General features: G+C 70.5%; 11 protein-coding genes. 6 read left to right on the forward strand and 5 right to left on the reverse strand.

Features of this window, described 5'->3' with window-relative positions:
* Nucleotides 1-149 precede the first annotated feature (149 nt).
* Both OO70_RS01625 and OO70_RS01630 read right to left on the reverse strand, forming a co-directional pair.
* Complete coding sequence (locus OO70_RS01625; RefSeq protein ID WP_106971591.1) at nt 150-1,157, reverse strand: LacI family DNA-binding transcriptional regulator; 1,008 nt, start codon at nt 1,155-1,157, stop codon at nt 150-152.
* 131 nt (nt 1,158-1,288) lie between these two features.
* Nucleotides 1,289-2,542 carry an ROK family transcriptional regulator gene (locus tag OO70_RS01630; protein ID WP_043662752.1) on the reverse strand — a complete coding sequence of 418 codons (1,254 nt, stop codon included), beginning with the start codon at nt 2,540-2,542 and terminating at the stop codon, nt 1,289-1,291.
* 139 nt (nt 2,543-2,681) lie between these two features.
* Here OO70_RS01630 and OO70_RS01635 point away from each other — a divergent pair, with 139 nt between their 5' ends.
* The 4 genes from OO70_RS01635 to OO70_RS01650 all read left to right on the forward strand — a co-directional run bounded on the left by OO70_RS01635 (nt 2,682) and on the right by OO70_RS01650 (nt 7,302).
* Nucleotides 2,682-3,968, forward strand: coding sequence for an MFS transporter (locus OO70_RS01635; protein WP_234336660.1), 1,287 nt, complete (start codon nt 2,682-2,684; stop codon nt 3,966-3,968).
* 63 nt (nt 3,969-4,031) lie between these two features.
* Nucleotides 4,032-5,468 carry a carboxylesterase/lipase family protein gene (locus OO70_RS01640; RefSeq protein WP_043662756.1) on the forward strand — a complete coding sequence of 479 codons (1,437 nt, stop codon included), beginning with the start codon at nt 4,032-4,034 and terminating at the stop codon, nt 5,466-5,468.
* 94 nt (nt 5,469-5,562) lie between these two features.
* Entirely contained in the window at nt 5,563-6,171 is a 609-nt protein-coding gene (locus OO70_RS01645) for a hypothetical protein (protein WP_234336661.1), read from the forward strand.
* Nucleotides 6,172-6,378: 207 nt separating this feature from the next.
* Entirely contained in the window at nt 6,379-7,302 is a 924-nt protein-coding gene (locus OO70_RS01650; protein ID WP_043662758.1) for an expansin EXLX1 family cellulose-binding protein, read from the forward strand.
* A gap of 17 nt (nt 7,303-7,319) precedes the next feature.
* On the opposite strand, the gene OO70_RS01655 is transcribed toward OO70_RS01650, so the two are convergent.
* The gene (locus tag OO70_RS01655; RefSeq protein ID WP_043662760.1) at nt 7,320-8,204 is read right to left on the reverse strand and encodes a helix-turn-helix transcriptional regulator; all 885 of its coding nucleotides are present in this window, start codon (nt 8,202-8,204) and stop codon (nt 7,320-7,322) included.
* Between the two features lie 88 nt (nt 8,205-8,292).
* Here OO70_RS01655 and OO70_RS01660 point away from each other — a divergent pair, with 88 nt between their 5' ends.
* Both OO70_RS01660 and OO70_RS01665 read left to right on the forward strand, forming a co-directional pair.
* The gene (locus tag OO70_RS01660; protein WP_043662762.1) at nt 8,293-8,991 is read left to right on the forward strand and encodes an SDR family NAD(P)-dependent oxidoreductase; all 699 of its coding nucleotides are present in this window, start codon (nt 8,293-8,295) and stop codon (nt 8,989-8,991) included.
* Between the two features lie 137 nt (nt 8,992-9,128).
* Nucleotides 9,129-10,910 carry an FAD-binding dehydrogenase gene (locus OO70_RS01665; protein ID WP_043662764.1) on the forward strand — a complete coding sequence of 594 codons (1,782 nt, stop codon included), beginning with the start codon at nt 9,129-9,131 and terminating at the stop codon, nt 10,908-10,910.
* Between the two features lie 55 nt (nt 10,911-10,965).
* Here OO70_RS01665 and OO70_RS01670 read toward each other — a convergent pair whose 3' ends face one another.
* Together OO70_RS01670 and OO70_RS01675 are read right to left on the reverse strand one after the other, a co-directional pair.
* Nucleotides 10,966-11,622 carry a maleylpyruvate isomerase N-terminal domain-containing protein gene (locus tag OO70_RS01670; protein WP_043662765.1) on the reverse strand — a complete coding sequence of 219 codons (657 nt, stop codon included), beginning with the start codon at nt 11,620-11,622 and terminating at the stop codon, nt 10,966-10,968.
* Nucleotides 11,623-11,684: 62 nt separating this feature from the next.
* Nucleotides 11,685-12,410: a TetR/AcrR family transcriptional regulator gene (locus OO70_RS01675; protein WP_043662767.1), complete on the reverse strand. Its 726-nt coding sequence runs from the start codon at nt 12,408-12,410 to the stop codon at nt 11,685-11,687.
* Nucleotides 12,411-12,510: the final 100 nt, after the last annotated feature.

Raw genomic sequence — 12,510 nt, forward strand, 5'->3', positions numbered from 1 at the left:
GGTCTAAGAGCGTCCCGTGAGCGCTCCCGTGAGCGCTCACGGGACTGCCTGCAGATAGACCTCTTGAAGTGTGTTGCGAATGGTCGGAAGTTTGCGCTTCGGCGCCGGGGAGTGTCAAGACATTCGGACCGGATGCGCACGGGTGGGGGTCAGGCGGAGCCGCTCAGGCGCAGTTCGCCCCGTACGACCAGGTCGTCGGCCGCAAGCGCTTCCCCTCCCGAGAGCAGGCGCGCGACCTGCTCGATGGCGAGTGCGCCGAGCTGTCGCGTGTCCAGGGCGACGCTGGTGAGCGGGGGTTCGACGAGTGCCCCGAGCTGCAGACCGTCGAAGCCGATGACCGCCAGATCCCGCGGGACGTTCCTGCCCAGCCGGCGTGCTTCACGCAGCGCGCCGATCGCGATGATGTCGTTGAACGTGAAGACCGCGGTGACGTCGGGGTGCTCGCCGAGCAGGGTCCTGAGCGCCGCGCCGCCGCCGTCGGCCGTCTGGTCCGCGCCGACCACCATGCCGGCCTCGATCCCGTGTGCCGCCGCGGCCGTCGTGAACCACTCGTGCCGGACGCTCGGCTCGGCGCGGGTGTGGTGGTCGAGCATGCCGATCCGGGTGTGCCCCTGTGCGACCAGGTGCGCGACCGCGGCGTGGACCCCTGCCGCGCCGTCGATCCGGATCGCGCTGAACCGCGTCCGCTGCTCCCGGCCGATGAGCACGACCGGCATGCCGCGGGTGAACTTCTCCAGCTCGCCCTCGGGACAGCTGAAGTAGCCGATGACCGCGTCCACTTGGGAGCTGATCACCTGGAGCGTGCCGAGTTCCTCCTCCGCCCGGTCCCCGGTGTCGTACACGACGACCTGCCAGCCCCGGGTCCTGGCCGCCTCCAGCGCGGCGGCAGCGACCTCGGTGAAGAACGGGTTGAGCAGATCGGGAATGACCAGCCCGATCGTCATCGTGTCCTGGCGGACCAGCCCGCGGGCGAACCTGCTCGGTCGGTAGCCGAGCGCACGCGCGGCGTCGAGCACCCGCTGTTTGGTGTCGCTGTCGATCTCGTCCTTGTCGTTGAGCGCCCGTGACACGGTCTGCCGGGACACCCCGGCCGACTTGGCGACGTCGTTGATCGTGATTTTCCGGGGCTCCGTCCCCGCTGCCGACGGCAGCACCATCGCCCACCTCCTGCTTCTCGCGAACGCCGGTGCGCGCGCAGAGCCCGAGTATGCATGGAGCGAGGCGGACACACGAAGCCTCGTCCCAGGATCCCGGCACGTGGGCGGCCGTAGGAACCCGACGCGTTCCGTTACGGCAACGGCGCGGCGACCGGCGCCCGGGGGAGTGCCGGAACGCTGGTGGGGTCGTCGAGGAGGGCGTCGCGGCAGGTCTGGAACGCGCCGCGCAGGGTCGCCTCGCCGCCGAGGACGCCGAAGGTGATGACCGGCTGCATGTCGGGTGCGAGGGCGCGGCGTCCGGCCAGCCGTGCCTCCAGGCCGGGCATGAGCCAGGAGGCCCAGGTGGCGAGGTATCCGCCGAGGATGATCTCGCCGGCGTCGGTGACTCCGGACACGCCGAGGACGGCCGCTCCCAGCGCGTCCCCGGCCGCGCCGAGCGCGGCGGTCGCGTCCGGATCGCCCGCGCGCAGGCGACGGTCCAGCTCGGCGAGCGCCGCTTCGGCGCCCTGTGTCGCGGCGACCGCGTCCAACCCGGCCGCGTGGACGAGGGGTTCGGGACCGATGAACGTGGCGAGGCAACCCCGTGTGCCGCAACGGCATTCGGGACCGTCGAGGGCGATCGGCAGATGCCCGATCTCGCCGGCCATGCCGTGACTCCCGCTGTGCACACGGCCGTTGACGAGCAGCCCGCCGCCCACTCCGGTGTCGGCCTTGATGTAGGCGACGGTGTCGGGGTGCCGCACGCCGTCGGCTGCGAGGGCGTGGTACTCGGCCAGCGCCGCCATGTTGGCGTCGTTGACCACGTCAACAGGGCAGTGAAGGCGGGGGAGTTCAGCGACCACCAGGGCGCGCAGGTCGGTGCTGTGCCAGCCGAAGTCGATGGCGGCGGCGACGAGTTGGGAGGGCCCGACGACCGGTCCGGCCATGGCGACGGCCAGTTGGGCGAGATGCGCGTGCGGCGCCGCGTCCCGAACCGCCGCCTCGGCCGTCCGCACCACGCAGCCGATGACCGCGGCGAGAGCGCGCGGATCGCCGTACGGCGCGTGGTGGGGCGCCGACTCGCGGTGCAGGACGCGGCCCCGGAAGTCCGCCGCCATGACGTGGACGGACTCCAGGCTCACCTGGGCGGCGAGGACGACCACGCGCTCGGGCACGAGCCGCAGCAGTCGCCGGGGGCGGCCCCGCCCGCCGGACGTCACGGAACCCGCCTCGCGGACCAGGCCGCGGTCGATGAGTTCCGCGACCAGCGCGGTGACGGTGGCGTGCACCAGCCCGGTGCCGACGGCCACCTCGGTGCGGGCGCACGGGCCGTGGGCGTCGAGATACCGCAGCACGAGGGCCAGGTTGCGGCGTCGTACGTCGGCCGAGTCGGCGGGGGCGTTCACGCGGACGATTGTGCCCCGGTGCGACGGGATCGGGTCAAGGTGGCCGACTTATTATTTTTCGAGCCTTGAAATAAATAAATGGGCGTGGCCATACTCCCGGCACCGGCAACGAAGCCGGTCCGTCCCCGTGGAGGCGTCCTTGTCCGCTTCGACCTCTTCCGCCCCTCCCACCTCCCGTACGGACGACACCCTGGGCCGCTCCCAGGTCAACGTCCTGATGTGGTCGATGGGTGCGGGATTCGCCGCTCTCTACACCGCTTACGCCGGTCTCGTCGTGGTTCTGCTCCCCGCTCAGATCCAGAACCTAGACGCCGCCGCGAAGGAATCGAACCTCGCGCTGGTGACGATGACCTCGTCGATCGTCACGCTCTTCGCCCAGCCGATCATCGGCGCCCTCTCGGACCGCACCCGGGGCCGCCTGGGCCGCCGCACCCCCTGGATGCTGTTCGGCGCCGTCGGCGCGACCCTCGCCCTGCTGGCCATCTCGCACGCGACCACCCTGCTCTGGCTCACGCTGATGTGGGTCGCCGTCCAGGTACTGCTGAACGTCGTCCAGGCCCCGCTCACCGCCGTCATGGCCGACCGTGTCGCCCCCCGCCGCTTCGGCATGGTCTCCGCCTTCGTCGGCCTCGGCTCCAACCTCGGCGCCACGCTCGGTGTCGTCCTCGCCGCCCGCTACGCCGGACGACTCGGCCTGGGCTACGGCGTCATCGCCGCGATCGTCCTGGTGGTCGTGCTCGCGTTCGTCCTGCTCAACCGCGACCGGACCCGCCCCGAGGCTCCGGAGCCGTTCTCCTGGCGGGAGTTCCTCACCGGCTTCTGGGTCTCGCCCCGTCAACACCCCGACTTCGCCTGGGCGTTCGTGGCCCGCATGACGTTCATCCTCGGCTACTGGGGCGTCGCCACCTACCAGCGCTACGCCCTCCAGGACTACGTCGGCCTCGACGCCGACGCGGTGGACAGCGCCCAGCAGTTGATGTCCGTGCTCGCCCTCGTCGGCACCCTCGCCGGTGCGATACCCGCGGCGAAGATCTCCGACCGCACCGGCCGCCGCAAGATCTTCGTGATCGGCGCGTCGGTGCTGCTCGCCCTGTCCATGGCCATCCCGCTGGCCAGCCCCACCCTGCCCGCGATGTACGCCTACGCGCTGGTCAGCGGCATGGGATTCGGCACGTACATGTCGCTGGACATGGCTCTGATGACCGAGGTCCTGCCGAAGGGTGCGGCGGCAGGGAAGGACCTGGGCATCCTCAACATCGCCACCAACGTCCCGCAGGCGCTGGGACCGATCATCGCCTCCGTGCTCATCACCTCGTTCGCCGCGGGGGCCGACAAACTCCCCGGCTACCGCGTCCTGTTCGCCTTCGCCATGGCCGTCGTACTGATCAGTGCGCTCGCGATTCGGCCGATCAAGGGCGTCAAGTAGCGGGCCGGGCAGGAGACTTCGTCCACCACCCACAACCCCCCACCTCCACAAGGAAGTTGATCTGTGCCCCAGTCCGTACTCGCTGTCACGTCCCAGGGACCCGTCCTCGGGACGTGGCAGCACACCACCGCCCGCTTCCTCGGCATCCCCTACGCCGAGGCCCCCGTCGGCGACCTCCGCTTCGCAGCCCCCGTCCCGGTCGAGCCGTGGACCGAACCGCTCGACGCCACCCGGTACGGGCCCACCGCGCAACGCCGCCCCTTCATCGTCGACGGCCCCACCACCATCCCCGAGCCGTCGATCCCGGGCGACGCGGTGCTGAACCTCAACGTCTTCACCCCGGTCCCGCAACCGGGTGCCGACCTGCCGGTCCTCGTCTGGATCCACGGCGGCGGCTACGTCGCCGGATCCGCCGCCAGTCCCTGGTACGACGGCTCCGCCTTCGCCCGCGACGGAATCGTCCTCGTGTCCATCGGCTACCGGCTCGGCATCGAGGGCTTCTTGCATCTCGACGACGCCCCCGACAATCGGGGTGTGCTCGACTGGATCGCCGCGCTGACCTGGGTACGCGACAACATCGACGCGTTCGGCGGCGACCCCGCGAAAGTCACCGTCGCCGGTCAGTCGGCGGGCGGCGGCGCGACGCAGACCCTGATGGCCACTCCCTCCGCGCACGGGCTCTTCCGCGCCGCGATCTCCGAGTCCGGCGCGGTCAAGTCCTCCCAGCACCGCCGCGACGCGCTCGCCGACTCGGCCCGCCTGACCGAACGCACCGGAGTCCCCGCCCTCGCCTCGGCACTCCGTGACCTCACCGCCGACGAACTGCTCGCTCTCCAGGACGCCCTCGCCACTCCCGAGGCCGGGCTGACGCTCGCGCCTTTCGCCGACGGGGAGCTGATACCCGTCCCCGTCCCGGACGCCTTCGCCGACGGCAGCGCGGCCGACGTGCCGTTGCTCCTCGGTTTCACCCGAGGGGAGTTCAACCCTCCGCCCGGCAGCACCCCGACACCCGCACCGGTCGAGGCCGTACGCGCCGTGCTGGCCGGTCACGGCCTCGGCCCCGACGCCGTGACCGAGTACACGGCCCTGCACGCAGAGTCGGACCCGGCCCAACGCATGGGCCAGGCCCTCACCGACGCCATCTTCCGCGGCCCCTCACTCGCCCTCGCCGAGTCCCGCGCCCACCACGAACTCCCCACCTGGCTCTACCACTTCACCTGGGGCAGTGCCGCCCACTGCATCGAGATCCCCTTCGCCTTCGACCTCTTGGACGCGGAACGCGTCACGGCGGCGACGGGCCCACATCCACCGCAGTCCCTCGCCGACGCGATGCACGCCGCCTGGGTCGCCTTCGTCCGCGACCTCGATCCCGGCCCCCAGTGGCCCCGCTACACCAACAAGCGCCGAACGACGATGACTTGGGACACCACTCCGCAGACCCTCGACGATCCCCTGAGTGCCGAACGCCGTATCTGGACCACGCCACCGGCCGGTCCGTGAACCGCTGCGCACTGGCGACCTCGCTGCTGGTGCGCGCCCGCGGACGGCTGGACCGCGCTTATGCTGCGCTGCGGTAGAGCGACGGGAGGCGCGTATGCACAACCCCGGCACCCAGGTGCTGGCCAGGGCGACTGCGGCAGCGCTGGTGACGATGACCGCAGCGGCATGCGGTCATCAGCACTCGGTGACGAAAGCCCCGTCCGCCGGCGCCTCCCCGGATTCCTCCGTGTACACCTCCCCGCTGCAGAAGAGCGACCTCCCCTGGAGCGGCAGCCCAAGCCCCTACAACGCCGAGGCGACACTCGACGACGGTCGGCGCGTGGCCCTGCACTACCGCCGGGGCAAGGGGCTCGTCGAGCAGCACTACAGCCCCCGGGCGAAGGCCTGGACCGCACCGGCGGTCGTCTACCGGACCAGGACCGACGCATGCCAGGGCATCACGCTGCGCACCAAGAACGGGACCGTCGCCGTGATCGCGGACTTCGGCTCCTACTGCTACGACGGCGAGCCTCCGACCGAGTCCCTCGCGGCCGTCGGCACCGGCAGCCTGGCCGAGTGGAGCGTCAACGTCACGAAGGACTTCGACGGTTGGGAGCGGGCCACCGTCTCCGATGACGGCCAACAGGTCGTCTTCGGCAGGGATACCACGCTGCGTTGGAGTCGGGCCGACGGCTTCGTCCCCGCCGGCAGCCCCCCGTCCTGACCCGAGGGCAACCGGACACCGCAGAGGTGGAGTTGAGGCCCGCCTTTTCGAGCGGTCGGCGCGCATCAGGAAGCACATCAGCCCGAGGACGCGACCCCGTCCCCAACTGCGCCTTCCTGGAAAGGGCTTGCCGCCCTGTCCCCGAGCCTGACACGATCGCTGCTCCCATCACCCCGAGCAACGGGTGGCGGCCGTCGAGGAGGTCTGGTGTCGAAGCGGTGGCTGTTCCTGTCGGCGGCCGCGGTACTCATCGTCGTGTCGCTGGCCGTGGTATTGCTGCCCGGCCACAAGAGCAGCGCCGAGGACGTGAAGTCCGAAGCGGGACGCGCCGCGAGCGAGCCCTCCGCCACCGGTTCCGCGTCGAACTCGCCGTCAGCGACCAGCACTTCGACCGCCTCCGCGAAGCCGACCGGCGCATCGAAGAAGCCGTCGGCGACACCGTCCGCCCGCGCGACCACCGCTTCCGCCGCACCGTCCGCCACGAAGACCCGGCAACAGGCGTCCAGCACCGCTTCGTTGGCGGGACGCATCCGGCCTGGCGTCACCTACCGAGGAGTGGCGACCTTCTACGACGCGGACGGTGGCGGCGCCTGCATGTACGACCCGAGCGGCGATGTCATGACCGGCGCGATGAACACCGCCGACTACGAGTCGTCCAAGGCGTGCGGGGCGTACGTGACCGTCCACGCGGCAGGCGGCGCCACCGTCACGGTCCGCATCACCAACGAGTGCCCGGGAGACTGCGCACCCGGCCAGATCGACCTCAGTGCCCAGGCCTTCGCCAAACTCGCCAGCCCCTCGGCCGGCCGGATCCCGATCACCTGGAACCTGGCGAGCCCCACCACCTCCGACACGATCTCGATCCGCTACAAGACCGGTTCCAGCCGCTACTGGTGCGGCATCCAGGCGATCGGCCACCGCAATCCGCTGGCCCGCCTGGAGGTCCACGCGGGCAGCGGCTGGCGGCAGTTGGCCCGCGCCGACTACAACTACTTCCTCTCCGAGGACGGCACCGGCTGCGGCGGCGCGATCAGACTCACCGACATCTACGGCGAACAACTCACCATCGCCCCACTCGCGGTGCGACCGAACGTCACACAGGCCACGAAGGTCCAGTTCGCCAAGCATTGAGGCCTGCACCGATCCGGTCAGATGGCGGGCGCGGGCGTGCTGTCGCTGTCGTCAGCCATCACTCGCCGCAACTTGCCCTCGTCCGAACTGCCCGGTGCCGCCGTCAAGATGACGATCTTGAGGTCGGAATCGCCGTCCGTCAGGACGTCGCAGTCCACGTCCACGGGCCCGACCTCGGGATGGTCGACCGTCTTGCGGTCCTCGCGGTGTGCTGCCACCGTGCCGCTCGCCCACAGTCGGGCGAACGTGGCGTTGCCGGCGGTGAGTTGGCGGATCAGCTCGGCCAGGCGAGCGTCGTGCGGGAAGCGGCCCGTGGCGCGGCGCAGGTCGGAGACGATGGCGAGGTCCGAGGTGTCGCCGTTCTGCACGAGCACCGGCCATGACGCGATGCGTACGTCGTCACCGGAGCCGATCGGGAATCGTTCGCGGGCGAAGTTGCGGAGTCCGGGCGGCTTGGTCGACGGGTCGCCGAGCAGGGCCGCCCACCCGGGGTTCCACCAGATCAGCTGCCAGTCGGCGGCGAACACGGCGACCGCCACGTCCCCGAGCCGGTTCAGCACGCGGTGCACGCCCGGCGGGATGCGGTCGGGGATCGGCTCGTCGTGCGGCGGGACCAGCCCGGCCATGCGGTAGAGGTGGTCCCGCTCGACGCCGGTCAGGCGCAGGGCACGCGCCAGCGCGGCGACGACCTGGGCCGAGGGCGCCGTGGACCGTCCCTGCTCCAGGCGCACCACGTAGTCGACCGACAGACCGGCCAGCTCGGCGAGCTCCTCGCGGCGCAGGCCGGTCGTACGCCGGGACCGGCCGGACGGCAGCCCCGCCGCCGACGGGGGCAGCCGCTCCCGCCAGGCACGGATCGTCGCGCCCAGTCCGAGCCCCTCGTTCGTCGCCATGTCTTCCATCCTGCCCCACCCTCCCGATCCTGGTAATGCCGTTCCTACGGTCGTGGCGTCCCTGGCACAGCACCCGCGCGGTGGGGACGATCGAGGCATGACCACCACGTTCATCACCGGAGCCAACAAGGGCCTCGGCCACGAGACCGCCCGCCGCCTCGTCGCCCTCGGCCACACCGTGATCGTCGGAGCCCGTGACACGGAGCGGGGCGCGGAGGCCGCTGACGCACTCGGCGCCCGTTTCGTCCGGATCGACGTCACCGACGAAGCCTCCGTCGCCGCCGCGGCAGCCGACGTAGCCGCGCACGAAGGTGTCCTCGACGTCCTGATCAACAACGCCGGTGTGCACGGTCCGCACGGCGACCCCTCCGACCTGACCGGCGCGGACGCGCTCGGTGTCTTCGACGTCAACGTCTTCGGTGTGGTCCGGACGACCACCGCGTTCCTCCCGCTGCTGCGCCGGTCGTCGGACCCGGTCATCGTGAACGTCAGCAGCGGCATGGGGTCGCTCGCCATCACGCACGACCCGTCGCGGATCGAGTCCTCCGTCGTCGCGCCGCTCTACACCGCCTCCAAGGCGGCCCTCACCATGCTGACCACGCAGTACGCCAAGGGCCTGAAGGACATGCGCGTCAACGCCGCCGACCCCGGCTACACGGCGACCGATCTCAACGGCCACACCGGACCCCAGACCGTCACCGAAGGCACCGACGCGATCGTCCGGCTCGCGACCGAAGGACCCGGCGCCGGTTCGGGCCGCTTCATCGACCGCGACGGCCCGCTCGACCCGTCCTGAACCCGACTCCGCAACACGCCTGACACAGCTTGGTCTCCCTGGGTGCTACCGGCGGTAACAACAGGGGTGTCACGGGCGCGCGCCACGTGTCCGTCACACCTCCCGCACCTCCCGTACCCCATTCGGAAGGCACCCCCATGGAGAACTCGGCGTCCCCCACAGCGATCAGCAGACGAAGAGCCCTGACGGTGGCCGGCGGTGTCGCCGCCGGCGCCGCCCTCGCGGCGCACGCGGTACCGGCGTTCGCGGCCGGCACCTCGGACGCCGACGCCATCGTCGTCGGCCACGGCCTCGCCGGACTGGTCGCGACGGCCGAACTGGTCGCCGCAGGAAAGAAAGTGCTGCTCCTGGACCAGGAACCCGAGTCCAACCTGGGCGGCCAGGCGTTCTGGTCCTTCGGTGGCCTGTTCCTGATCGACTCCGACGAGCAGCGGCTCATGGGCATCAAGGACTCCCAAGAGCTGGCCTGGCAGGACTGGTTGGGCACGGCCGGCTTCGACCGCGGCATCGACGACCCGACCGGTCAGGACTACTGGGCCCACAAGTGGGCCGAAGCGTATGTGGACTTCGCGGCCAACGAGAAACGGTCCTGGCTCTACGGCCTCGGCATCCGCTGGTTCCCGATCGTCGGCTGGGCCGAGCGCGGCGGCGGCCTCGCCGACGGACACGGCAACTCGGTGCCCCGCTTCCACGTCACCTGGGGCACCGGCCCGGCCGTGGTCGAGCCGTTCGAGAAGCAGGTGCGGGCCGGCGTCGCGAACGGCAAGGTGACCTTCAAGTTCCGGCACCGCGTCGACGAGATCGTCCGCACCAACGGAGTCGTGACCGGTGTACGCGGCGCGGTCCTCGAACCCAGCACGGCCCAGCGCGGCAAGGCCACCTCCCGCACCGTGGTGGGCGACTTCGACCTCAAGGCCCCGGTCGTGATCGTCACTTCGGGCGGCATAGGCGCCAACCACGATCTCGTACGGCAGAACTGGCCGGCCCGGCTAGGCCCCGCGCCCAAGACCATGATCACCGGTGTACCGGCCTACGTGGACGGCCGGATGCTGGGGATCACCGCGTCGGCGGGCGGCCGTATCGTCAACCCCGACCGGATGTGGTACTACACCGAGGGCCTCAGGAACTACGACCCGATCTGGCCCAACCACGGCATCCGCATCCTCCCGGGACCGTCCTCGATGTGGTTCGACGCCAAGGGAAAGCGGTTCTCCGCCCCCGACATGCCGGGCTACGACACGCTCCACACCCTGGGTTCGATCACCGCCAGCGGCTACGACTACTCCTGGTTCGTTACCACGAGCAAGATCATCGCGAAGGAGTTCGCGCTCTCCGGGTCCGAACAGAACCCCGACCTCACCAACAAGGACATCCTGATGCTCCTCTCGCGCATCTGGCAGACGCCGGAGCCGATCGAGAAGTTCAGGAAGAACGGCGTCGACTTCATCACCGCCACCACGCTCTCCGAACTGGTCCTCGGCATGAACAAGCTGACCGGCGACGGCCTGATCCAACTGGCCGATCTCCAGCGGCAGATCGAGGCCCGGGACCGGGAGATCGACAACGCGTACTCGAAGGACGCCCAGGTGATGGGCATCCGCAACGCCCTTTCCTATCCCGGGGATTCACTCAGCCGCACCGCCGCGATCCACAAGATCCTCGACCCCAGCGCCGGACCGCTGATCGCCGTCCGGCTCAACATCCTCACCCGCAAGACCCTCGGCGGCCTGCAGACCGACCTCTCCGGCCGCGTCCTGGACTCGTCCGGAACGCCGATTCCCGGTCTGTACGCGGCCGGTGAGGTGTCCGGGTTCGGCGGCGGGGGAGTGCACGGCTACCGCTCGATGGAGGGCACCTTCCTCGGCGGCTGCCTGTTCTCCGGCCGCCAGGCGGGACGCGCGGCGGCTGCCGCGATCTGAGCAGCACGGCCACTCGTCGGCAACTCGGTTGTATTCAAACCGAGTTGCCGACGAGTCACCCGAGGACGAGCGGCAACCTCGCGTCCAGCGCGCCCAATTGGGCTCTCTCGCCATCCGTCGGCGTCCGTCGCCCGGTGCCGACGAGCAGCGCCTCCCGGTCGGAGAACGAGGTAGGGAACGCGGTCCCGGCGATCCTCTCCAGCAACTCGCGGGCCCCGGCGAGCGCTTCAGCGGGCGGCCCCGCCGCGTCCGGGATGTGTGCGACCAGGTCGAGGTGGTGCAGGGTCCACTCCAGGACGTACGCGGAGAGGTAGTCGCCCGCGGTGAGCACCTCGTCCTGGGTGCTGACCCGCAGGCCGGGGTCGGCGAGTCGGGCGGCACGGCCCGCGGCCGAACCGACGTCGTCCAGATGGAACTTGAGCAGCCAGGGTTCCTCGTACGCGGCGGCCAGCCGGACGATCAGCGCGTCGAGCGGGTCGTCGCCGGTGGGCGGTGTCTGTGTGACGGTCCAGTAGGTCACGGCGTCGCGGGTGGGTTCCGTGTCGGCGGGAGTCACGAGGGTGATCAGCACGTCCTGGGCGTCGATGACCAGATGACAGACCAGGTCCCGTACCAGCCAGCCGGCACAGCCCGACGGCTGATCGAAATCCCCGTCCGAGAGTTCGGCGACCGCTGTGAGCAGGGCCGTCCAGGAGCGTGCGAAGAGATCCACCTCGGCAAGCTAGTGCGACGTCGTCACAGGCTGCAAGCGTCGGTGCTCCCCGGCCGACCGTGTCACCGGATCCTGCGGTGGATGTCCGCCACCAGGTTCCGCATCGCCATGCGGAAGATCTCGGCCTCGTGGCCACCGAGGAAAGAGGTGTGCCCGAACACCTCAAGGGCGACGAGACCGTGCAGATGACCCCACGCGCTCATGAGGAGAGCGGTCGCGGGTGCCGGCAGATGACCGTGACCGTAGTGCGGCAGCTGCTCGAAGTAGGTCCGGAGCGCGGGCGAGAGCACGGGGGTGTCGGTCGCGGCGAGTTGTTCCGCGGTGAACCCGTCGAACATCTCGCGCTCGAAGATCACGCTCATCCGGCGCGTCGCCTGGGTGGTCGGGCCGTCGGTCGGTGCCGCGTAGTCGCGCAGCGGTGTGCCGTAGAGGAGTTGGAAGCGCTCGGGATGGGCGATGGCCCATCGACGGTAGCCCTCGGCCGCGGTCACCAGGCGGGGCAGGTCCGGGTCGTCCGACGGGGTGTCGACGGCGGCCTGTACGGCGTCGGCCAGGTCGTCGTACGCCTTGGTGACGAGCGCGGTGACGAGGGCGTCCCGGCTCGGGAAGTAGTGGTAGAGCGCCTGCACGGTCATGCCGAGACTGCGGGCGACCGCTCGCAGGGACAGGGCCGCGGGTCCGTGTTCGGTGAGGTGGCGCTCGGCCGCGTCCACGATCTCCTGGGTGGCGGCGGCCCGGCGTCGCTGACGCAGCGAGGGCGGGGCGGTCGTGTCTTCGTCGACGGGCATGGGGCGACGGTACGACGGCAACTCCCACTTTGCGCCCCGAAGTTGCTAGGTGTGAGGAAAATCTAACACTGCCAAATCTTCTTGCTCCTCACTAACGTCG

The organism is Streptomyces xylophagus (assembly GCF_000716435.1).
Lineage (GTDB): Bacteria > Actinomycetota > Actinomycetes > Streptomycetales > Streptomycetaceae > Streptomyces > Streptomyces xylophagus.

What these genes read in the sequence shown, in the direction of transcription:
- OO70_RS01625 (WP_106971591.1), bottom strand. Translation starts at nt 1,157, where the DNA reads ATGGTGCTGCCGTCGGCAGCGGGGACGGAGCCCCGGAAAATCACGATC.
- OO70_RS01645 (WP_234336661.1), top strand. Translation starts at nt 5,563, where the DNA reads ATGCACAACCCCGGCACCCAGGTGCTGGCCAGGGCGACTGCGGCAGCG.
- OO70_RS01655 (WP_043662760.1), bottom strand. Translation starts at nt 8,204, where the DNA reads ATGGAAGACATGGCGACGAACGAGGGGCTCGGACTGGGCGCGACGATC.
- OO70_RS01660 (WP_043662762.1), top strand. Translation starts at nt 8,293, where the DNA reads ATGACCACCACGTTCATCACCGGAGCCAACAAGGGCCTCGGCCACGAG.
- OO70_RS01665 (WP_043662764.1), top strand. Translation starts at nt 9,129, where the DNA reads ATGGAGAACTCGGCGTCCCCCACAGCGATCAGCAGACGAAGAGCCCTG.
- OO70_RS01675 (WP_043662767.1), bottom strand. Translation starts at nt 12,410, where the DNA reads ATGCCCGTCGACGAAGACACGACCGCCCCGCCCTCGCTGCGTCAGCGA.